The following is a 22,446-nucleotide window of genomic DNA, read 5'->3' on the forward strand; positions in this document are numbered from 1 at the left end:
AATGCTGTTTATTTTCTGTTCGGCAAATCTTTTTGAATTGATATTTATGAGTATTTATACATATACATCAATAAAAATGTAGTTCCTATATGATTAAATTTCATAGAGAAGAATTTTTGAAGCAGTTATTGATAGGTAAGTAAGATGCATACTGAAAGCGACAATATTCAGGATTACCTCAAAAAGAGCGACGTCATAGATTATGATCATAAACTGATTGTTGCTAAGTGCCGTGAATTAGAGAAAGGCATGGAAGAGAAAGACGAAACCAGCCTGATCAAGAAAATCTATGAATTTGTTCGGGACGACATTGATCACTCAGGGGATATAGATGCACAGGAAGTTACTTGCAAGGCATCAGAAGTTTTGGAAACTGGGCATGGGATCTGCTGTGCTAAATCTCATCTTCTTGCAGCCATGTTAAGATGTCTTGGGATACCAGCCGGATTCTGCTATCAGAAACTTTGTTCAGGTCAGGAGGGTATTAACAGGAAAGTTCTTCACGGCCTGAACGCTGTATATCTGAAAGACTTAGACAGATGGGTAAGGCTGGACGCAAGAGGAAATAAGCCGGGTGTGGATGCCCAGTTCTCCGTATATGAAGAAAAAATTGCCTGGCCGGTTAATAAAGAGCGTGGGGAAGAAGATCATCCGGTAATATTCAAAGAACCCAATCATGTCGTTGTTGAAATATTAAAGAAAAGTAACGATAGGAAAGAGATGTGGGCACAGTGGGAACTTGGGCTGAAAGATTTGTTTCGTAATTAAGAGTTAATTCAAAGTTGGAAAATCACCTTCCAACCATCAAATTTAACTCCGGCTTCGAAAACTCCCACGCGTTGTAAAGGATAGCATCACACTTTCGGGCTCCTGAGAATAAATCATCAAAACCGAACACGCTACACCGATTTACAGGATGCAAATGCCACCAATTAGAAGGTTCTGGACAACTCAACTTTTAATAAGAAAAAGATAAAAGTGTAGTATGAAACTTGAAATTCAATTTTGCCAGCTGAATGAAAAATATGTGAATGCAGCAGCGGACCTAGTTATGTCTGCATACATGGAAGAAAAGACAGAGATTCCATTTTTGCCTTACGAAAAAGAACAATTGTACTTTTTGAGGAAATTAATCAAGAATTTATTTGACGACGGAACAGGCATTGCTGCTGTCAGGGATGAAGAATTAATTGGGTTTATAGCCGGATTTAAGGTAAAGGAACTATTTGGGAAATGTAAAGGCATTTACAGTCCTCTATATGGGCACGGCGGGGAAAAAGAATATAGACGCGTATTGTATCAGGAATTATATACGCGTACAGCTGAAATATGGGTAAGAAATGCTTGCTTTACTCATGCGTTAACATTTTTCGCACATGACACGGAAACTATTGATTTATGGTTTAGGCAGGGGTTCGGTCTGCGCTGTGTAGACTCTATTTGCGAATCAAAAAGAATTCCTGCAAATAATCCTTCCGATATTATAATTAGAAAAGTAGACGTGCTTGATATACCCGCTTTAGCAGACATTCATAGACAGCATAATATGTATTATGAGAATTCACCTGTTTTCATGCCAAGAAGAAATGAAGACCCGGTTCAGTATTTAACTGATTGGCTTAAAAAAGACAATCATCATTTATGGGCAGCTTATCAGGGTGGAAAAACGCTTGGATATATGAGAATTCAACCGGAAGCCGAAACTTTTGTTTCGGAACACAGGGACGTTATGAACATAACAGGTGCATATGTCCTGGAGAGTGAAAGAAAAGCGGGCACAGGAACTATGTTATTGGGAGCAGTAAAGGAATGGCTTTTACAAAACGGGTATACTCTTTGCGGAGTGGATTTTGAATCCATAAATATTACGGGAGGCAGATTCTGGAATAAGCATTTCGTTCCGTATGCGTACAGCATGGTTAGACGGATTGATGAGAGAATTTCAATATGAACAGGTTAATCTGAAAAGCCCCTCATACAGCAGTTTCGGCTTTAAATTAAAACAGAGGGACCTGAGGGAATTAACTATTTTTCATAAGTTACTTTATTTTCATGAGTCACTTTAAATCCAGCCGTTTAATTCAAGAAATTCAATGGCTTCTATAGCCCCGTCCCCAAAAGATGCCTCTGTCACGTAATTGGCAACTTCCTTTATTCTTTCGTCTCCATTCGCAACGGCGATTCCGAAGCCTGCAGCCTCAAACATTTCAGCGTCGTTTGCTGAGTCTCCTATTGCTACAAAATCTTCGGCTTCAAGGCTCATCATTCCTGCAAGCTTCTGGAGTCCTATCCCTTTGTTGATTTTGATGCTTTTGATATGGATTGCGTATTTGGTGTCGACAAGTTCTATATCATAGGGCTGAGTTTGCAGGAGGGCTCTGGCTTCTTCAAGGTCAAAGTCACGCCTGAGGGCAATTTCGGTCTTGCGGTACATGGGGTCCAGTTTTGTGAGCTTAAAGTGCCTGGAAAGGAAAGAAAAGGCTTTTTCACATTCTTCGATACTTCCTTCAAAAATGCCGTTCAGGTCATAACGGACAGTAACGGCTCCCCCATTTTCAGCAATTACAGCCCCGTCTAGGCCGATAAGCCTTGATGTTGTCCTTGCATAACATAGAATGTTGCCTGTGGCAAGAACTACCGGAACTTTAAGGGTACGGATTTTTTTGACGGCTCCCAGATGGAGTTCCCTGTTTTCGCAGGTAATTGTCCCGTCAATGTCAACGACAAGAGCTTTGAATTTCATTAAAAAGAGATGGGAACTGGGAGATAAAATGCTTCCCCCATTAATTGTTCCTTAAATGTATCTGGATGCATTTCTGGACGTAAAGATGCATTTCTGGACGAAAGGTTCTATGCCCTTACCTTCACTGATCAGTAAGTCCGGCCATGGTAACTGCAACAACAGCTTCTCCTTCCGGGAGGCTGGGAGAGTCCACGAGACGGATAATTCTCTTCTCTCCTTTGGACTTCCGCAGGTAAAGCCTGAAGGTTGCCGTGTGCCCGACTATGTGCCCTCCGACTGGCCTTGTGGGGTCGCCAAAGAAGGCGTCAGGTTTTGCCATAACCTGGTTGGTAACAACAACACAGGCGTTGAACAGGTCTCCGAAGCGGAGCAGACCATGCATATGTTTGTTGAGCTTCTGCTGCCTGTCTGCAAGGGTTCCTCGCCCTACATATTCAGCCCTGAAATGAGCCATAAGAGAGTCAACGATCAGGAGGCGAACGGGTTTGCCCATTTCCTTGAGCTCGTTTGCCAGGTCTGTTGCAGAGTCCACAAGAAGTATCTGGTGATTTGAATTGTATGCCCTGGCAACATGAATGTTCTGCAGGAATTCTTCAGGATTAAGTTCCATTCCGTACTTCTCGGAAAGCCCCTTTACCATCTGGGTGATCCTTTCCGGCCTGAAGGTATTTTCAGTGTCGATTATAATGACGGACCCGCCAAGACCCCCATGTTCTTTGTCCATCTGGACATTCACTGCGAGCTGGTGAGCCACCTGGGTCTTTCCTGAACCGAATTCTCCGTACAATTCGGTAATAGCCTGGGTTTCTATGCCCCCGCCCATCATTTCATCAAACTCGGCACAACCGGTGGTAAGTTTGCCTACCAATTTCCTTCTTTCAAGGACGAGATCTCCGGTCTCAAATCCCCCTATATCAGCAGCCTGTCTTGCGGCATTGATGATTTTTGCAGCAGTCGATTCCCCAATTTCGGCTGTAGTTGCAAGTTCAGAAGGAGACGCTACAGCGACTGCTTCAATTGTGTTAAATCCGGCTTCTTTGAGTTTTTCTGCAGTAGCAGGGCCAACTCCTGGCAGTTCTTCGAGTGCTATTTCGCTCATTACAAATTCTCCTTGATGCACATGTTTGTATAAGGTGCATAACGGTGGCTCCACTATGGTTTTGCACGTATATATAACTAGAGGAGGCAGGGTGAAAGTATTCTGAACCGCTTGAAAACGCGTCAATTTATTCGAAAGAACATGACAAAAAAGAGAATATTAGAGACCTTTTAAGGCATTTAAACTTACAAAAGAAAAGAAGAAAAGAGAGAAAAAAAATAGAGAAAGCCCTCAAAAAGCTGAGAAAAACCAAAACTTCTTTTTACTTAGTGGATTATCACCCATCATGCCAAAGGTCGCCGTAGGCGGTACGTTTCAGTATCTTCATGACGGACACGCCAGATTAATCGAAAAAGCATTTGAGATCGCAGGCAGCGGAAAGGTCCACATAGGGCTAACTTCAGACGAGATGCTGCAAAAAAACCACAGCGTCGATAGCTATGAAAACAGGAGGAGCCGGCTACTTGAGTATATAAAAAATATGGGAGTTCCGGAAGATAAGTACGAGGTTACCAGGCTGAACGATCCCTACGGTCCAACTCTGGAAGAAGACTTCGACTACATAATTGTCTCCCCTGAGACCTATCCGGTTGCCCTGAAAATTAACAGCATCAGAAAGGAAAAGGGAAAGAAACCTCTAGAAATCGTGTACGTTGAGTATGTTATGGCTGAAGATGGGATCCCAATTTCTTCTACAAGGATTTCAAAAGGAGAAATTGACAGGCACGGCAGGTTAAAAAAAGAGGCTTAAAAAATTAAGAAACAAGTTCAAGAAAGAAACTTGAAAAAGGCTTAAACTCCTATGAAATTCCAGCTTTTTTGGAAATTTTTCTCTACAACAGGTATAAATCAGGACAGAATAATAAAGTGATAACATGCCCAGAGAATTTACACAAAAAGACATTGATATCTTCAACAAGCTCGCCCCGGAAGCTGGAGGAAAAACGATCTCAAGGGAAGCGGGTCATCATTTCCCGTTTATCCTGCGCCCGGTCTCACACAAATTTGCCGAATCCCCGGAAGACTTCAAGGAAAGGCTTGAAAGACTGGACGCTGACGAACTTGACTACCTTGTAGGGCTTGCCCTTGAAGGAAAGGAAGATGTTCAGTCTCTTGATGAGGACCTTGAAGAGCTGGTGGCAGTAGTCGAGGAGAAAGTATCTCCTGAAAGGGCAAAACAGCTAAAGGATTTTGTAGGAATTTTCTGAAAAGGGAAATAGTTTAAAAAACAATTTAAAAAATTCTAAAAAGAAAGTTCTGAAAAACACTCTAAAAAGAAATACTTTAAAAACATGTCACCAGAAAAACTTATTTTTGGAACTGCCGGAGTTCCCAGAAGCACAAAAGCCAGCAATAGCACTGCAGGAATTGAGAGGGTCAGGGAACTGGGGCTCGACTGCATGGAACTTGAGTTCGTGCAGGGAGTGCGCATGAGCGAGAAAGGGGCAGGGAATGTGCTGGAAACAGCCAGAAGAGAAAACATAGCCCTGAGCGTACATGCACCTTATTACATCAACCTGAACTCTTCGGAAGAAGAGAAATTAAAAGCCAGCATGGAAAGGATCTATCAATCTGCAAGGATAGGTAGCCTCTGCGGAGCAGAGTCAATCGTGCTACATGCAGCCTTTTATCAGAAGAGCAGCAGAGAGGCAGTCTATGAGAATGTCTCAAAAGCTCTCAAGGAGCTTGCAGAACAGTTAAGGGATGAAGATATTCCTGCAGTCCTTCGTCCTGAGACAATGGGCAAACGTACACAGTTTGGGACCCTTGAAGAAGTGCTTTCCTTAAGCGAAGAAATAGAAGGGGTCATGCCCTGCCTGGACTTTTCCCACATGCATGCAAGGGAAGGAAAAGAAAACTCTTATCCCGAGTTTATGGCAATCCTTTCGAAAGTAGAGGATGCCCTTGGGAAGGAAGGGCTTACAAACATGCATATGCATGTCTCGGGAATAGAATACGACAGGAATGGGGAAAAGAAGCACCTTATTCTTAAAGAATCCGATTTTAACTATCCTGAACTCCTGAAGGCTCTTAAAGAATTCGAAGTTAAAGGGCTTGTCATCTGCGAAAGCCCTATCATGGAAGAAGATGCACTTCTGTTAAAGGAGACTTACATTGGGTTGTAATCTTATAATTCTTTTTTAAGGTTACCTGGGTGCCCATAATCCAGACTAAGCCGTATTATACGGCTCAGAACCGTGTACTCTACGGCTTAGGTAAAAATAAAATCCACAGCAGGTCACAATACTTTCCAGATAGGCTCTTAGCCTAACCTGTTCACCGATCCTTTTTTTCTGCATTAAATTGATTGATACCTTTTGCTGTATTCTCAAGCAGCTTGAAAGCAAGGTCCTGATCCGGCCAGAACGCCAGCCCACAGTCCGGACTCGCATACTTTATTCGATCCCCAAGAATGGAAAAAGTCGTTTCAAGCCTGTTTTTTATAACATCTGGAGTCTCGAGCTCGGTTACGATTTTTTGCATGTACTCTTTTTCCTTCCAAGCATTAACTCCGTACTTCTCATTGACAATACTTATAAGGCTGAAAATATCGGTTCTTGATACTCCGACTCCCACATAAGTATTTGAATCCTCCAGTACCTTTCTGTCAAGAAGGTCAATATAGGAAGGATTTCCCGCATACTCAAATCCTATGACATTGATAGGAGTCTCGCATATAAGCTTATACTTCAGTGGGGAATATACATGAATTTCCATATCCGCTCCCTGTTGCCGGGCATAGTTAGACGCAACGGTAAGAGCCGATATGATATCAGCGTCAGAAAACTGAATCTTATCGGTTAATCCCAGGCTGATTTCATCCAGGGCTATAACTTTAATTTTAAAATTTTTTGCTGTTTTAAATGCCTGTTTAATGAATTTCTCAATATCCAGTGCAAGAATATGGTACGCATCCACAAAAGCTGTTGCCCCGAAAGCCTGAAGATACATATCTGTAGGGCCTGCAATACAGACCCTGACTTCAAGAGTCTTCCCGATCTCTTTTTTGTACTGTTTCGCAATTTCATCGATTATTTCCAGCTCAAGGATCTTTGCACTTTCCTCTTTCAATACATAAGGCTCATAGCAGTTTTTTTCGTCTTTTATGATATCAAGAAACTGACCTATCATATCCCTGAACTGAGGATATGTGGGAACATGCACTCCCACATCAATTTTTCTCTGGAAGGCATCCCTTATTATTGAAAAGAGTTTTTCATCTTCATTTCTATTTTCAGCTGCAACCGTTACCCATTCCCTTGTGACACCTTCAGGTGTGGGAAGGCTGCCTTCATCGATAAAAACAATCTCCTGCATGTCTGATATTAAGAGAGACGAAATCTTAAAGATACTGGAATTGTTCTGGCATTACAGCATGAATGTTCTAAGTTTTGCGCTGATCGCTAAAGAAAGAAGCTGAAAAATGTTTATGTTTATGTTTATTTGGGTATGATACACCTTTAAGGAGGATCTGCATTTATAAAATTATCTAGAAGTAAGTCGATTAATTTTTAATTGATTTTTAGTCCTGTTTTATGGTCAATTTGTAAAAACGACTTACTGTCTAGATTTTCTAATAGGAAAAGATAAAATATCTGTTATATTCAAAACACTTTTCAGGAAGTACTGCAAGCAAATCCCGTTGAAAAAGCAGTTCCCGTACTTATGGAATTCCGCTCCAGCTGTACTGCTTGCCGCTGTACTTCTTCTCACCCGGACGCCAGTGTTTTTTCAGGTACGAATATTTTTCCTTATAAATCGTTATTAGATAGACTCCAGACAGACCCACAAAAATGTAAACCAGTTTCGAGATAATTGACTTCTTCCCAAAAAGAGTCGCTACCAGATCGAAGTTCAGGAGCCCTACAAGACCCCAGTTCAAAGCACCTATTAGTACTAACAATTTGGATAGACCCTTCAGTTTAGACTTCTCCTTCCTTACCAGACCTTTAGCATGCATGTTTACCAAACCTCCCAAAGATAAAGCATCGAGAAAGGACAGATCGTTTTTTGACTGGAAATTTTTGACTGGAAAACTTCGGTCTTTTAAATGCCCAATTCCCTGCTCCCTGAAACAATGTTGGAGCTAAGATATTATTAATTTATTCCTCAACCGGCCAGAATTGTTCTCTGAGGAGAAATACACTCAAAAGGACTTGCCGAACGTTCAAAAGAAGTCAACGAGCACCTAAAAGAATCTAACGAAAAATAAATAAACAGGAAATGGTTGAAAAAAGAAAAAAATTATATTTTAAGCGCTTCAGAGTTTTTATCGACCTCTTCAAGCCATTTGCACCCGCCTTCCCTATTAACCACGCCCACGGTAAACTCTATCCCGCTTTTATCCACATACTCCTTTGTCCTTTTCAGGGCATGGTCAACCATTCCGCCTGCTGTAAGGATAAGGCAGCGTTTCCCACAAAGTGCCATCAGGATTGACTTGTCTATAACACCTGAAGTAACATCAAGTCGGATTCCGTCCTGCTCGGCAAGAGTCTTGCTTTTCTTGCCCATCGCCCCAACAAAGGCAATTTCTCCTTCTTTAATGATCTGCCTGACCTCTGGAAGTGAATACTTATCCGTATCGTAAAGCAGCACTCCACCGGCTTTAATGCCTTTACGTTTGAGCTCAACAATAGCCCTGCCGTCAGGATAGATGTGCAGGACAGTGGCATTAATCGCTTCGTAAGGAGACTGGGTCGCATATTCCCCGTACATGACCCCGAGGTTAAGGTTGTCCCCTTCCCGGACTCCGGGAGGAACCTCGACCCACATAAGGTCAAGCGGCTTTAAAGTGTTGACAAGGTCAGGGACGGTCTTTGGGGAGTTTTTGCCGTATGCAAGCCCCCTTCTCTCAATTTCATGATAAATCTCAAGGGTAGTGGGCTGGCGCAGACCCGCTTTTTTAAGAAGATCCTGTTCTTTGAAGACCTCTGCGGGTGTCCCCTGCCCTATAAGTTTGCTGTTTGACATGAGGTATACATAGTCAGACCATCGGTATGCCAGGTCCACATCGTGAGTGGAGATGATGATCGTACTCCCGAAATGGTTGAACTCGTTGAGCAAATCCATGATTTCATCTGCCCCTACAGGATCGAGGTTTGATAGGGGCTCGTCAAGGATGATCACTTCGGGTTCCATAGCCATCACCCCTGCAATTGCAACCCTCTTTTTCTGCCCTCCACTCAGATGATGCGGAGGCTTGTCCTTCAGGCGGGTAAGCCCGACATGCTCAAGGGCATGCTGAACGCTGGCATCGACCCTTTCTTTTGAATAACCCAGGTTTGCCGGCCCGAAAGCCACATCCTGGTATACAGTGGGGGCAAAGATCTGGTCATCGGAGTTCTGAAAGACGATCCCTACGGATTTTCGGATTTCCCGGAGGGACTTTGAATCGTACTTAAAAGGGGCCCCATGAAAGAGGATTTCACCTTCCTGGGGTTTTAAGGTCCCGTTCAGGAGCAGGAAAAGCGTTGACTTCCCGGAGCCGTTCTGCCCTACAAAGGCGATTTTTTTTCCTTTTTTAATCTCGATATTTATGTCCTGAACGGCTGCAGTCCCGTCCGGGTAGGTGTATTTAAGGCTCCTGGTCTCAAGAATGATCATGATCTGTTCCTCAAATAATGGATATGTTTTTTGTAAAATAAAAAAGTGCAAGAGCTGAAAGGAAATAGGCAGAGGTCAGTAACAGTTCCGCTGCCCTTACAGGTCTGTGCACTTCGAAGAGAGTCATTTTTCCGTCATAACACCTGGAATTCATGGCAAGGAAGAGTTTGTCTCCCTGCTCCCAGGAACGGACGAAGAGAGTACTTGCCAGCATACCCAGAGAATGAATCGAACGCCTGAAGTTCGAATATCCGAGTCTTACAGTCTGAGCATACCTTATTGAAAGGGCCATGTCCAGGAAAACGAAAATGTACCGGTAAATCAGCATGGAAAGCTCGATAAGCGATTCCGGAAGCCTGGAGGCTTTAAGCACGGCAAAGAGTTCTATCATAGGGGTTGTGAGCGCAAGGAAGTAAAGGCAGCACATCCCGCTTAAGGACCGTGAAAGCACCAGCAAGGCAAGTTCAAGCCCGTCTGCCCTTACCGAGAGAGGATAACTTGCAAGTTCAAAAGACAGAAGCTCCTGCCCCGATCCAGAGAAAAAAGCAATTATAATCACACCTGTGAGTGCAAAGCCCAGAGGTGCGAGCAGGAGTTTCAGATATAATTTAAGGGAAGCCCTGCCGAGAGCAACGGTTGTGAAGCTCATGCAGAGGGCTATAAAAAGAGGAGTTATGGGGGACGTGGATGAAACTCCTACAAGCAGCCCGAAAAAGACTATTGCCAGCTTCAACCAGTTATTTATGTGCCTGAGGGGGCTCATAAGCGCATAATCGTCAAGGATGTTGGTCATAGGGGAACCCGCATATTGGATTTAAGCAAAAATCAAAGGCTAAAAATAAAAGGCAAAAGATAAAAACTTTCCTCCCGGACGGGAAGGAAAGCAAACATGGAAGAAGAAGAGATTATAGGGAATGCTTGTCGCCTTCGGACTTGTTTTTTTCTTTGTACCCAAGTTCGTTTTCATAGTTTTTTTTGGCTTTGTAATAGCCAAAGAAGTAACCGATGATCCCTGCGCCTATAGCTGCCTGAAGACCAAAGAGAAGGCTTTCTATTTCCCCGCTTGGAGGCTCCCAGATAGGGTTTGCAATTGGTTCGTAGCCGTCGGTGATCTCGTTTATCATATCTTTAGCTTCTCCGTCAGCTCCTCCGTATTCAGCGTCCGTTGTGGATGACATATAAATGAACTGCACTGCAAAGATTAAGACAATTGCTAGTACGATAAGTTCCAGTTTTCTACTCATGCGGAAATCCCTCTTAGTTTTCTTACGACCGCATCTTCAAGGACTTTCATTTCAATCAGGATATCACTCTTGACGTTGACCACATACTTAAAGAGCAGGGCACTGACAGCTCCTTCCATGATCGCAATAGGCACCTGGGTAAATGCAAAGATACCGGCAAATTTGCCGAACATACTCATAAAGCCTGCAAAGGTAAGCACATTTCCCGCAGGATATGCAAGAGCAAGTTGAACAGAGGTAGTCACATAAGTTGCCCAGTCCCCAAAAGCAGTAGCAAGGAAAACCACAAGATAGAAATTGAGATTTGCTTTCATCCCTGCCTTATATATCAGGTATGCCACCACAGGGCCTATTATACCCATGGAAAAGACATTTGCTCCAAGGGTTGTGAGTCCTCCGTGTGCAAGGAAAAGTGCCTGATAGATGAGTACGATGGTCCCAAGAACTGCGGAGATTGCCGGCCCGAATATGATTGCTGCAATCCCTGTACCTGTGGGGTGAGAACAGCTTCCGTTTACTGAGGGCAATTTAAGGGAAGATAGCACAAAAATAAACGCACCTGCTACAGCAAGGAGAGGTAAAATTTCACGTTTTTCGTTCACCAGCTTATTCATTTTATAGATGCCGTACAGTATCATGGGGATTGACACTGCAAACCAGGCAAGACACCAGAAAGTCGGTAAATAACCTTCCATTATATGCATGAGATCACCGCAAGATTATCAAGTAAAGATTATTGGGATTAAGTAAAGTTAAATTGAGTTAATAGATACATAAATGTTACGGTGAGAGAGAAACGGGCGCGCGAGAACTCATAAAATTAGTTTGGAGGTAACGCAACTCTAAAAATTTGAGATATAATGGAACAGAACAAGCAAACTTGAGTAATATAGAGTATAAAGCAGTAGAGAAATTATATCCCATAAAGAATAATTTAAAAAGAAATCATCATTTATGGACATTGTTAAGATAACACGAAGAAACGGACAATCAATTTCATTAGCAGGAAACGTAAAATGTAGCAGAAAGAAAGTAAAATTGCTTAAGGTTAAGAAAAATTGAAGTAAAAAAGAAAAAATAGAAAAAAATAAAAATGGAGGTTATAACAGTAGATAGTTTCCGTTTTGATAACCTGGAAGACAGGTCAGAATGGCAAGCAAAGCAAATAAAAATCAACTAAAATTGCTTTAGCAAAAAAGTATTGTACCCCTAAATATATAAGTGTATCTATTTGCTTCTTTTAGAAAAGAAGTCTTGAAATAAGATCGCCAGACAGGGTGTACTGTAGAAGAAAAATAAGAAGATTTAAAAGGAAGATCTACCGGAATGATGAAAAATCCGTTTGAAAATGAGAAAAAAAATAGCAGTCTAAAGAGGAAAAATCAAAAATTACTAAAAAATACTACAGAATAGGCAATTGCAAAATAACGCCCGAATTTCCCAAGAAAAACCAGGACTGAAAAAGACCTGAAAGAAAGCTGCATAAGTCCTGCGACCATGGTAATTACATCCCCTATACCCGGAACCCAGGTAAAAAGCAGGGTATAGAGCCCATATTTATTAAAAAGCCTCTCACTTTTCTTAAGCTTCTCCGGAGAAGGGGAAAGATATCTTTCAAGCACATGCCTCCCTTTTAAACCCAGGTAGTAAGTGGTGCATGATCCAAGAAAGTTGCCGGTAGTGGCTACCATAACTACAGTAAAAGGACTGAACCCCTGATAAACAAGAGCGATTACCAGAGCCTCCGACCCGAAAGGCAAAACCGTCGAAGCCAGGAAACTCAGGATAAAAAGATTCAGATAACCGTAATCTGCAATAAAGCCACTCAGGGATTCAAGCATGATACTCCTTCTTTTACCTTACACTCCTGCTTATTATTCTATTTATAATATTTCATGAAGGGCCGCCAGGCAAGCTGGCGGAGGCATCCTATAAAAATTAGATTAAAAAAGTTTCCGGGGCTATAGGAGATGTTCTCAGACTAGTCGCGGATTTTCACCCTCAAATATACCCGCATTTCTCAAGCCATGTGAGAGACCTTATCCATTCCCCTTTCGGCTCCCTCGAAGTGCCCACGACAAGTCGTTTAATGTTCCCGACTTCTTCTACTACACCGCGGGCTTCTATAATTTCACCGGGCAGGGCCTGACCTGCATAGGTGTGCGTGTAGGAGAGCACATGGTCAATTTCATCATGTTCCACTTTGTAGTAAGCAGGGCTGTCAAAGGCAAAGTCAGCATTTTTGACCTCGGCTTCTATTTTCATTTTGACGGTATCTTTTCCCCGCAATAGAGGCTCTTTAATCTGGTCCCATTCCCGCACGAAGAGGAGATCGAAATACGTGCCTTCTACCATGCCGCGGTTGCCTTTCCTGGCCTCATGTAGCATGAATTCGTCAAAAGAAATCTCAGGAATTCTTTTTCTGTAGATTTTCTGCCACATATCTTCGTCAAGCTCTTCTATGGGCCCCTTCTGATGTTTTGCAATGGATACGGCATCTCTTGCCCTGAACCACATGGGACCGTAGACAACAAAATCAATATCTGAACTCTCGTTCTGCAGGCCTGCAAGCATCGAGCCCGTTACTCCCATACTTGTCCTGGGGATTTCTGCCAGATCAAGAACCTTTACGATTGCCCTTACACGGCTGTCGGAGTTCACAAGTTCGGGGATCACGTCAGAAGGACGAAGCACCTTTTTTACTTCGGACTCCGGGACAACGTGGACATCCTGAACCCAGTCAGGTCTGTTTTTTTTCATGAACTCAAAAGCCGGACCAAAATCGTATTTTTTGTACCTTTTTCCGTTTAATTCCCTCTCCCCGGTTTCATCCGGAACATAGCGGAGTGTGGCTCTTATTCCATCGCTACGGAAGTAGTCAGAAACCGCAAAAAGCCAGTCATCGTTCGTAAGAAGAAAATCTCTGAGGCGTGTTTTAAGCATTTGTATCATCCCTGGAACCTGTGAAAAGTGTTCAGTCTGCAGAACTTAACTGCTGCAGACTGGTTTTCAGTTAAGAACTTTCAATTAAGAACTTATAATGGCTTATAATAACCTGATAGTGGACCTTAGTAATAATCTTAAAAATGGCAGGTAGTATACGGTTTTAAATGCCGGCCTTTAAGTAATTAACAGAATAAGATCTATTGTACCATTCATGTATTTAACTATCAGTATTTTAATTCTTAAGTGCAGGTAAGAAAATGGAATAATATACCCGGAGTAATATATACTAAAGGAGTAAAATAAAAAATACTGAACATTATCAAAAAATAAACGGAATAACCTGCGTGTGCAGAAGATCCGAGGGAATATTTTTGAGAAATGATCCAATTTCAGAAGATCTTGAAGCCTGGATTATACGACTGAGGCGAGAATTCCACCAGTACCCCGAACTAAGCTTCGAAGAATACGAGACTCAGAAGCGAATTCTGAAAACTCTTGAAGAACTGGGAATAGAAGCCAGGAAAATTGCTGACACTGGTGTGCTTGCAAGTATCCGGGGAACAATGCCTGGTCCCTGCATTGCCCTGAGAACGGATACTGACGGGCTGCAGGTTCAGGAAGAACTTACGGAAAGAAACCGGGACTATATTTCCAGAAATAATGGAGTAATGCACGCCTGCGGGCACGATGGGCATATGGCAATGCTCTTTGGGGCTTCAAGGCTCTTTTTAGAAAACAGAGACTTTCCCGGAGAAGTCCGTCTGATCTTCCAGCCCGCAGAAGAGATCCCTCCTGGCGGTTCGGAGAGAGTTATTGCCGAAGGCGGGCTCGAAGGCGTGGATGCGGTTATGGGCATGCACATCTTTACCAACCACGAATCCGGAAGCGTGGGTTTTCGCCCCGGACCTTTTATGGCAAGTACAAACCGTTTTGAAGTAATCTTTGAAGGAAAAGGCGGGCATATCTCAAAGCCTGAAAGCTGCATTGACCCTGTAAGGATGGCAACAGACTTTATAAGCAGCCTCTATCCTGCCCTGGAAAAGCAGCTCGAACCTGATAAGTATGTCCTTGGAATTGGAAGAATTCAGGGAGGAGCCCAGTTTAACAGGACCCCGGACAGTGTAGGAATCCTCGGGAGTTATCGGACCTTTGACAGTGAGACTACGGATGTTATCGACCTGACGATAAAAGAGTGCCTTGAGAGGATAAAGGAAAAGTACGTAAAACCCGGGGAGGAGTTTGCAGGGCTGCCTGACTATGAACTTGACATCCTGCACGGTTATCCTGTTCTTGTAAATGACCCTGCTTTTACAGATGCGGTTAACCTGAAACTTCAGGAAAGCTTTCCTGAGCTTACAATCTATCCCGAAATAGAAAAGACCTTTGCTGCCGAAGATTTTGCAAGTTATCTGCAGGTAGTGCCAGGCATCTTCATTTCACTCGGCACCCGAAATCAGGAAAAAGGAATTGTGGAGATCAACCACTCGTGCACTTTTGATATTGATGAAGACATCCTGCTCACAGGCACTGAAATATTCTATACAATTTCTCTGGATTTCCTGAAGCACCCTGAAAAATACCTGAACTTTCAGAAGTATAACGGTCCCCAGAAATACCCAGAAAAAGCCTGAACTGGAAAGACCTGATTTAAAGATTGAATTAAAAAAATCTGAATTGAAAAAAGTCTGAAAAATCAGAAAGAGCAAGAAGGAAAGAGCAGATAGACACAGGGCATTGTAATTTCAATAAGGAGAGAGAAAAATGATAATCCAGAGATATGATGATTCCAGGCAGGAAGAAGTCCGGGACGTCATCCTGGAAGTTCTCCTGGAACATGGCTTTGAGTATGACAGACTTAAAGATGCTGACCTGAAGGACATTAACGGCTACTATTTTACAAAAGGAGGCACCTTTTTTGTAGGACTTGCCGACGGCAGGGTTGTGGGCACTGCCGGAGTCCGGAAACTTGATGAAAACCTTTGCGAAATCAGACGGATTTATCTCAAAAAGGGTTTCAGAGGCAAAGGAAATGGAGAAAAGCTTTTTCTGGCTGCTCTGGATTTTGCCGGAAAAAATTGTGCGGGTGCTGTGCTTAAAACCGATTCAACCCTTAAAAAAGCAATAAGCATGTATCTCAAGCACGGCTTTTCTTTCGTAAAAGAAAAAGAAGGGTATCTGTACTATGAAAAATGGTTTTAAATGGTTTTAAAAAAACCGTTTTACGTTTTCCGTAAATACCTCTGTTTTTATTATTTCGGAAGACTATTTTACTTTTCCGGCAGGCTGCATTATTTTTCCTGTAAAACACAGACCCCGCCCTCTTTTTTTTCAAGAGCCTGAAGATATTCAAGTACGGCGAGCACGAAGGCTGAATGGGACCAGGCTAGCGGGAGGACAGAAAGGGGTCTGCCTCTATCATCCACCTGCTCGGGCATAAGGCCTGAAGGGTGGGCGTGAGCGGTACACCAGTCAATGAGTTCAAGAGCCCTTTCCAGGTTCCCCATTGCCGAATGCCACTGAGAGAGCCAGAGAGTACAGATAATCCAGCTGTTCATGTAGCCATAATAGCTGTCATGAAGATACCTGGCAATCCCGCCTGAAGGACGCAAAAGTTCTCGCTCGATTGCTTCCATTGTCCGGACAACCCTGGGGTCATCAGGAGGAAGGATTCCGAAATACCAGACTGCAAAGACCGAGGAGTCAAGAGTAGACTCTTCGAGGGAACGCCGGAAACGTTTGAGTTTATTATCGTAAAGTCTCTCGATAATAGCCTCTTTTACACGATCTGCAGCCTCTTTCCAGATATCTGCGTTGCCGTAATCTCCAAGGGAGCGTGCGAGTTCGCAGGCACCTCTCAGCCCTGCATACACCGTGCAGGCACTGTAGGTATGCACGCCTTTTCGCTCTTCCCAGAGGTCAAAACTTGAGATTGGGAGTCCGGTTTTCCTGTCAATTGCTTTTATGAGATAATTGGCTGAAGGGATTACAAGGTTTCTGTAGTACCTGCCCGTTGTCCATACACTCCTTGCAATCTCCCAGTTATTATAGAGGGCATAAAGGGGAAGTCCTGTCTCATCAATCTGAATCATAGGCACAGGGTGCCAGGTGCTACCGAAGTCTCCGGCAGGTGTGTATTTATGGAGGAAATTGCCCCTGGGAGTAATGGTTTTTGAGAAAAACTCAAAAGTCTCGGCACTCAGATGGTGATACCGCGCCCTGTCAAGGGCAAGGCAAACCCAGGCAGCATCTCTTGGCCAGCAGTAGGTGTAAAGGTCCGCCCCGAACTGTTTGATATCCGAATCACAGGATGCGATCACCGAACCCGTAATATCCATATGGGCTACTGATGCAAGAAGACTCCTGTAGAAGCTTTTCACAACCCTTTCCGGAAGCTGCGGCATCCATACATACTCAGGAAGAACGGATATCCGCTCGGTAAAGGAATTCCAGAAATTGAAATTATGGTGGAAAAGGTCACTTTTTCCGGCTTCCTTTACCCTTTTATGGACTTTAAGGACACTGCAGTAATTCTTCCCGAGAACGATCCAGAAGTGCACCCTTGTTGTTTCTCCCGGTTTTAACTCCGGAAGAGTCCAGCCAAGTGTTGAGTCTACCGAACCGTGAGCTACCGGATTTCCACTCAGGGTTGCATCATTTTCCATGTCTCTCCATGTACCTTCAAGCCCTTTCCATTCTGCAGTCCCTACAGCGTACTGGTCAAAGGCAGGTTCACTGGCGTGCAGGAAATAGCGGTCGCGCTTGTAATGAATAAGAGAGTGTTTATCAATTACAGCTGTTTCTCCGATCTTGGTCTCAAGAATTCTGTAATTCTGGTTGGAAAAAAGACGGAGCCGCCTTGAGGAATTAGAGGTATTCCTGACCTCAAATGTCCTGTAAAAAATGTTCGTAGACGGATGAACTGTCTCCCAGACAGTGACTTTGAGCCCGAGTTCCGGATTTTCAAAAATTGTTTCCCCGATGTTTGAGATTATCTCTCTGCAAGCTTCAGGTACTTTCTTACTACCGGTTCCTTTTGCGCCTTCTGCCTTTTTTCCTGAAGAGTTTTCCTTTGGGCTTCCTGAGATATCAAAAATCCGGTTACAGAACTCCGTCTCAAACTCAGACTTGTACCGCTGCCGGATACTCCAGTTTTCAAGCCAGCTGCAGTAGAGGGAATCCAGGTCACATACACCGACCCTTATTGAGTTCCCGTGATTCTCAAGCCCAACATAAGGGAAATAGATATCCCTTATAGTCCCTCTCTCATCTTCACAAATCAGGATTTTTCCGTTTCCGAAAATCAGCGGCCTAATTCCGGACACCTCCGACTCCATTTTTCTATTTCATCTTTTATTCTGTGCTTTTTTTGCCTTTAATTATATTCTACAGTGAAAATCTAGCTCTGAGTCCGAATTAGGTTCCAGTTAATCGGATTATTATATCTTGTTTTAGAGCTTAATTTTCTTTTTAGATTAAGAACTATAAATAAACCTTTATCATCCTCAGGATCTTGAATTCATTAAAGCTCAACTATTTTATAGATTATCTCTTCAAAGTTGAATCTCTTGGTTAAATCATTTTTTCAGTTCATCCAGGATATTTGGTGCATGCTTTGAGCTCAGGTTTGAAGATTGAAGAGTTTTCCTCCAGATCACTAAAAAAGATAGACTTATTTTTTGAGATTAAATGTTACAAAAATTTATTATGCAACCTGGAATACTCAGGGAAAAAAGTTCTACTATTCAGGAAAAAAAGTTTTATTACTTAAAGAAAAAAGTTCTATAGGAGTGTCCATAAAAGGTGGCGACTTTAGTCTAAAAAACTATTATCCTCAGGAACTATTTTTAAAACAAATGCAGATTTAGGACATTAGGTACGAAGATATATAAGTTTTCAGAATACGATTTTTTAGAGTAATTAATGACCAGCCTATTGAGATGAATTTAATTTCTTGCTAAGGATATATATAAAATTCATACGAAAGTTTATATTTAGTCGCGTTCTTGTTAGTATGACTTATAAAAACGAAGTCTCTAAAGAAAGTATCCACATACAAAAAATGTGCGTGTCTACTATGGTTTACGTAAAAAAAATATGTCCCGTTTGCGGGAAAGAATTCTTTGTCCTTAAGAGTGCCGAAGAAAAGGCAGTATACTGTACTCTGGCGTGCCTGGCAACAGCTCAGGATAAGTTCGAACGCAGAGGCAGGACCTTACCGAGTTTTAGCTGAGCACTCTTATTTCAGACAAAAGAACTCAAAAAATGAAAGGGAAAACATCCAGGGGTAGGGAATGTTTTTCCGCCCTTTTTATTTTTAAAGTTCTTATTTTCCGGCAAGTTTTTTTGCTATTTGAGTTACGTGCCTTCCCTGGTAACGTGCCATCTCAAGTTCATTTTCTGACGGCTGGCGGCTTCCGTCTCCTCCGGCAATCGTTGAAGCCCCATACGGGCTACCACCTGTAATTTCATCCATTCTTGTCTGCCGCTTTTCTGCATAAGGAAGCCCGACAATGATCATGCCGAGATGAAGCAGGGTAACATGAAATGTGAGGATTGTGGATTCCTGCCCTCCGTGCTGTGTTCCGCTGGAAGTAAAAACGCTTCCTGCCTTTCCTACAAAAGCATCCTCGTTCCACAGCCTTCCAAGCCCGTCAAGGACTGCACGCATCTGAGCAGTCATGTTTCCGTAGCGTGTAGGAGTCCCGAATATTAGTGCATCAGCTCCAGCCAGAACCTCTCCATACATGTCCCGGGTCAGGACTGGTATATGAGCAAAAAGCTTTTTAGTTTCTATTGCTCCCATTTTCTCCAGAATTTCCTGCGATAGAGTCTCAGGCACCTGGTAGATCCCAACCTCTGCGCCTTCAACTTCCCTTGCTCCTGCAGCGACAGCTTCCGCCATCTTATAAATGTGCGCGTGGACACTGTGAAATATCACATTTACCTTAACCATCCAATCCCCTTCAAAAAGCCGTTAGAAATGTACTGAAATACTGTCTGGGTCCCGAAAATAAAATAACCTGATATAAGCCCCGGGAAACTCCAAGATCCTCCTTAAAGGTAGTTTTCTGATGCCTTATATAGCTTGTTAACAGAAGTCAGATCTCTTTACCGGATCTATATTATTCGGTCTGATCTTGCTGAAGTATCAAAATAGTTATTAAGAAATATGATGTATAAGCTGGACATGCCCTCTCTTTCTATCGTAATGCCTTCAATGAATGAGGAAGAAACTATCCGTATTTGCATACAGAAAGCTCAGACTATATTCAAAAAATATGGTATAGAGGGGGAAATTATAGTTGCGGATAATTCTTCGGACAGAACAGCAGAGATTGCAGCATCCATGGGTGCAAAAGTAATAGGTCCGATAAAAGGGTACGGAAATGCCTACCTCAAAGGGCTGGCAGAAGCTAAGGGGGATTATATTGCTATTGCAGATGCAGACAACACTTACGATCTCCTTGAGCTTGACAGATTTCTGGATCCCCTTGTGGCAGGAGAAGCCGATTTTATAATGGGCACACGGCTTAAGGGCGAAATCAAAGCAGGGGCTATGCCCTGGCTGCATCAGTATATAGGAAATCCCATTCTGACAGGAATGCTTAATTTCCTGTTCGGGACAAACATCTCAGACGCACACTGCGGGATGAGGGCTTTTACTAAAGAAGCCCTTGAGAAAATGAATCTTAAAACTCATGGCATGGAACTTGCTTCCGAGATGGTAATCGAAGCTGCAAGATGTAGGCTTCGGATTAAAGAAGTTCCCATAACATATTATTCACGCAAAGCTCCCTCCAAACTGCGCTCTTTTCAGGATGGCTGGCGGCACGTAAGGTTCATGATGCTGTACAGACCGGTCCCTTTCCTCTATCTTCCCGGAGCTTTCGTATTTATTCTGGGTTTTCTTATAACCGCCTCCCTTATTCTCACGGAAAGTGCTGCATATAACCGGTTACACTCATTTATTCTGGGCAGCATGCTCCTGATTATTGGCGGGCAAATCCTGGCTACTGGCGGATATATGAAAACATACGGTCTTATTCACGGCATATATCGGGACAGCAGAGCAGGCAGGAAGTTGCTGGACTACCATTCCCTTGAAAAAGAACTGCTAGCAGGTTCCCTTATCCTGGGCTCAGGCTTCATACTCGGGCTGAAAGTTGCTTATACATGGGTCAGTTCTGGATATGGCTCTCTTGAAGAAGTGGAATCTGCAGTTGTTTCAATGGTGCTTGCAGCAGTAGGGCTTCAGCTCATTTTTTCTGCAATCTTCGTAAGTGTAATGCTCCTTGAAGTTGATACAGACTGGTAAAGTGATGCAATGAAAATTGCCTTCGTATACGATGCTGTCTATCCCTGGATCAAAGGAGGCGCAGAAGTGCGCATTCATGAGCTGGGGAAGCGGCTTTCTTTACAGGGACATGAAGTGCATCTTTTCGGGATTAAATGGTGGGAAGGAGAAGATGTTTTTCAGTATGAAGGCATGACCCTTCACGGCGTCTGTAAAGCCAGGAACCTGTACGTAAACGGCAGACGTTCGATTTCTGAGGCTCTTGTGTTCGCTGTAAGGCTTTTCCCGGCTCTCATGAGAGAAAGGTTCGACATTATTGATGTAAGCGTATTTCCCTATTTTTCCTGTTTTACCGTAAAAGCAATTTCAATTCTGAAAAAGGCTCCTGCAGTATTCACATGGCATGAAGTATGGGGGGATTACTGGTATGAGTATCTTGGAAAAAGGCAGGGCTTTTTCGGGATTGTGATAGAAACAGCAGTTGCAAAAATATCTAAAAATAATATTGCAGTCTCTGACTGGACAAAAAGAAGACTTGAAGCCATTGTGGAGACGGGTGGAGAGATAGCAGTTCTGCCCAATGGGGTCGACCTGAAATTAATCTCTGAAATCAAACCAGCTGGTCAGGTTTTCGCGGGCAACCAGGGAGATAAAATTTATGATATTATCTTTGCAGGCAGGCTCATAAAAGAAAAAAATGTTAATGTTTTGATAAAAGCAGTCTCCCTGTTAAAAGAAGGTTTTCCTGAGATCTGCTGCTGCATCGTTGGAGACGGTCCAGAAAGGAAATCTCTCGAGAAACTTGCCCAGGAGCTCGAGGTGCAGGAAAATATGAAATTTGAAGGGTTTCAGGAGTACAGAGCACTAATTGGAAAAATTAAGGCTTCAAAGGTGCTTGTGCTTCCTTCTTCACGGGAAGGCTTCGGAATGGTTGTAATTGAGGCTTTTGCCTGTGGAGTGCCTGTAGTGACTGTGAGAGAAAAATATAACGCAGCACAGGGGCTTGTTGAAGATGGGGTTGATGGATTTGTTGTGAGGCTTGATGAGAGGGAAATTGCGGAGGCTGTGAAAAAAATATTTGAAAAAAACTCGGAAAACAAAAAGACCTCAGAAGCGGCATTTAATAAAGCTAAGAAGTATGACTGGAATGAAATAGTTGAGAATATCCTTTTGAAATATGAAAATGGATAAGAAGAGATTAAATGTAAACTTTTCCCAAAGGCTGTTTAATTTATATTGATTATCAATTCTTCATAATTATTTTCAAGGTTAAGAACTTAATCGATGATTTGGCAAAAAATTCAAGAAATGAATTTTACCGACTTTCTACAGCATATCCTTTCAATTTTCACAATTTTTCTGCTATCGTTTTTTCTGAAAAACTGCATGTTTACTCAAAAATGTGCTTTTGAGATTTTCCAAAACTTTCGGCTTTTTGCCTTCATTGAAAACTTCCAGCAACCATTTCCCTAGGCTTCAATTAAGATGATTACTGCAAATTTTCGAATAATTC

General features: G+C 42.8%; 22 protein-coding genes. 10 read left to right on the top strand and 12 right to left on the bottom strand.

The window, feature by feature from the left end:
* The first annotated feature begins 144 nt into the window (after nt 1-144).
* Together MSHOH_RS16495 and MSHOH_RS16500 are read left to right on the top strand one after the other, a co-directional pair.
* A complete protein-coding gene (locus MSHOH_RS16495) occupies nt 145-768 on the top strand; it encodes a transglutaminase-like domain-containing protein (RefSeq protein ID WP_048141282.1) in 624 nt (207 codons plus the stop codon).
* 217 nt (nt 769-985) lie between these two features.
* Nucleotides 986-1,951 (top strand): GNAT family N-acetyltransferase, encoded by a 966-nt coding sequence (locus MSHOH_RS16500; RefSeq protein ID WP_048141284.1) that lies wholly within the window; start codon nt 986-988, stop codon nt 1,949-1,951.
* Nucleotides 1,952-2,062: 111 nt separating this feature from the next.
* Here MSHOH_RS16500 and MSHOH_RS16505 read toward each other — a convergent pair whose 3' ends face one another.
* Nucleotides 2,063-2,743 carry a phosphoglycolate phosphatase gene (locus tag MSHOH_RS16505; RefSeq protein ID WP_048141289.1) on the bottom strand — a complete coding sequence of 227 codons (681 nt, stop codon included), beginning with the start codon at nt 2,741-2,743 and terminating at the stop codon, nt 2,063-2,065.
* A gap of 121 nt (nt 2,744-2,864) precedes the next feature.
* Complete coding sequence (radA, locus tag MSHOH_RS16510) at nt 2,865-3,842, bottom strand: DNA repair and recombination protein RadA (RefSeq protein WP_048141291.1); 978 nt, start codon at nt 3,840-3,842, stop codon at nt 2,865-2,867.
* 286 nt (nt 3,843-4,128) lie between these two features.
* On the opposite strand from radA, the gene MSHOH_RS16515 reads away from it, so the two are divergent.
* From MSHOH_RS16515 to MSHOH_RS16525, 3 genes are all read left to right on the top strand, one after another.
* Nucleotides 4,129-4,593 (top strand): phosphopantetheine adenylyltransferase, encoded by a 465-nt coding sequence (locus MSHOH_RS16515; protein WP_048141293.1) that lies wholly within the window; start codon nt 4,129-4,131, stop codon nt 4,591-4,593.
* A 124-nt stretch (nt 4,594-4,717) separates the two neighbouring features.
* On the top strand, nt 4,718-5,050 hold the full coding sequence (locus MSHOH_RS16520; protein ID WP_048141295.1) for a hypothetical protein: 333 nt from the start codon (nt 4,718-4,720) through the stop codon (nt 5,048-5,050).
* 84 nt (nt 5,051-5,134) lie between these two features.
* Complete coding sequence (locus MSHOH_RS16525) at nt 5,135-5,968, top strand: TIM barrel protein (RefSeq protein ID WP_048141297.1); 834 nt, start codon at nt 5,135-5,137, stop codon at nt 5,966-5,968.
* 151 nt (nt 5,969-6,119) lie between these two features.
* Here MSHOH_RS16525 and MSHOH_RS16530 read toward each other — a convergent pair whose 3' ends face one another.
* From MSHOH_RS16530 to MSHOH_RS16565, 8 genes are all read right to left on the bottom strand, one after another.
* The gene (locus MSHOH_RS16530; protein ID WP_048141299.1) at nt 6,120-7,160 is read right to left on the bottom strand and encodes a methionine synthase; all 1,041 of its coding nucleotides are present in this window, start codon (nt 7,158-7,160) and stop codon (nt 6,120-6,122) included.
* 346 nt (nt 7,161-7,506) lie between these two features.
* Nucleotides 7,507-7,803, bottom strand: a complete 297-nt coding sequence (locus MSHOH_RS16535) for a DUF378 domain-containing protein (protein ID WP_048141301.1) — start codon at nt 7,801-7,803, stop codon at nt 7,507-7,509.
* A 284-nt stretch (nt 7,804-8,087) separates the two neighbouring features.
* Nucleotides 8,088-9,449 (bottom strand): energy-coupling factor ABC transporter ATP-binding protein, encoded by a 1,362-nt coding sequence (locus MSHOH_RS16540; RefSeq protein ID WP_048141303.1) that lies wholly within the window; start codon nt 9,447-9,449, stop codon nt 8,088-8,090.
* A gap of 10 nt (nt 9,450-9,459) precedes the next feature.
* On the bottom strand, nt 9,460-10,242 hold the full coding sequence (gene cbiQ, locus MSHOH_RS16545; RefSeq protein WP_048141305.1) for a cobalt ECF transporter T component CbiQ: 783 nt from the start codon (nt 10,240-10,242) through the stop codon (nt 9,460-9,462).
* A gap of 112 nt (nt 10,243-10,354) precedes the next feature.
* Entirely contained in the window at nt 10,355-10,693 is a 339-nt protein-coding gene (locus MSHOH_RS16550; protein ID WP_048141306.1) for an energy-coupling factor ABC transporter substrate-binding protein, read from the bottom strand.
* Nucleotides 10,690-11,397, bottom strand: coding sequence for an energy-coupling factor ABC transporter permease (locus tag MSHOH_RS16555; protein ID WP_048141308.1), 708 nt, complete (start codon nt 11,395-11,397; stop codon nt 10,690-10,692). Before MSHOH_RS16555 ends, MSHOH_RS16550 begins: the two co-directional genes overlap by 4 nt.
* 678 nt (nt 11,398-12,075) lie before the next feature.
* Nucleotides 12,076-12,534, bottom strand: a complete 459-nt coding sequence (locus MSHOH_RS16560; RefSeq protein WP_048141310.1) for a YqaA family protein — start codon at nt 12,532-12,534, stop codon at nt 12,076-12,078.
* Nucleotides 12,535-12,694: 160 nt separating this feature from the next.
* Entirely contained in the window at nt 12,695-13,636 is a 942-nt protein-coding gene (locus tag MSHOH_RS16565; RefSeq protein WP_048143578.1) for a nucleotidyltransferase domain-containing protein, read from the bottom strand.
* Between the two features lie 374 nt (nt 13,637-14,010).
* Here MSHOH_RS16565 and MSHOH_RS16570 point away from each other — a divergent pair, with 374 nt between their 5' ends.
* On the top strand, nt 14,011-15,270 hold the full coding sequence (locus tag MSHOH_RS16570; RefSeq protein ID WP_239451022.1) for a M20 metallopeptidase family protein: 1,260 nt from the start codon (nt 14,011-14,013) through the stop codon (nt 15,268-15,270).
* Nucleotides 15,271-15,400: 130 nt separating this feature from the next.
* Entirely contained in the window at nt 15,401-15,838 is a 438-nt protein-coding gene (locus MSHOH_RS16575) for a GNAT family N-acetyltransferase (RefSeq protein ID WP_048141314.1), read from the top strand.
* Between the two features lie 89 nt (nt 15,839-15,927).
* On the opposite strand, the gene MSHOH_RS16580 is transcribed toward MSHOH_RS16575, so the two are convergent.
* Nucleotides 15,928-17,961: a glycoside hydrolase family 15 protein gene (locus MSHOH_RS16580; protein ID WP_082089504.1), complete on the bottom strand. Its 2,034-nt coding sequence runs from the start codon at nt 17,959-17,961 to the stop codon at nt 15,928-15,930.
* Between the two features lie 689 nt (nt 17,962-18,650).
* On the opposite strand from MSHOH_RS16580, the gene MSHOH_RS24405 reads away from it, so the two are divergent.
* The gene (locus tag MSHOH_RS24405) at nt 18,651-18,869 is read left to right on the top strand and encodes a hypothetical protein (RefSeq protein WP_162197589.1); all 219 of its coding nucleotides are present in this window, start codon (nt 18,651-18,653) and stop codon (nt 18,867-18,869) included.
* A 93-nt stretch (nt 18,870-18,962) separates the two neighbouring features.
* Here the strand turns inward: MSHOH_RS24405 and wrbA are convergent, their stop codons facing one another.
* A complete protein-coding gene (gene wrbA, locus MSHOH_RS16585; protein WP_048141317.1) occupies nt 18,963-19,592 on the bottom strand; it encodes an NAD(P)H:quinone oxidoreductase type IV in 630 nt (209 codons plus the stop codon).
* 234 nt (nt 19,593-19,826) lie between these two features.
* Here wrbA and MSHOH_RS16590 point away from each other — a divergent pair, with 234 nt between their 5' ends.
* Entirely contained in the window at nt 19,827-20,954 is a 1,128-nt protein-coding gene (locus MSHOH_RS16590) for a glycosyltransferase family 2 protein (protein ID WP_239451023.1), read from the top strand.
* 9 nt (nt 20,955-20,963) lie between these two features.
* Nucleotides 20,964-22,124: a glycosyltransferase family 4 protein gene (locus MSHOH_RS16595; RefSeq protein WP_048141321.1), complete on the top strand. Its 1,161-nt coding sequence runs from the start codon at nt 20,964-20,966 to the stop codon at nt 22,122-22,124.
* The last annotated feature ends 322 nt before the right edge of the window (nt 22,125-22,446 follow it).

The sequence above is a fragment of the Methanosarcina horonobensis HB-1 = JCM 15518 genome (assembly GCF_000970285.1).
Classification (GTDB): Archaea; Halobacteriota; Methanosarcinia; order Methanosarcinales; family Methanosarcinaceae; genus Methanosarcina; species Methanosarcina horonobensis.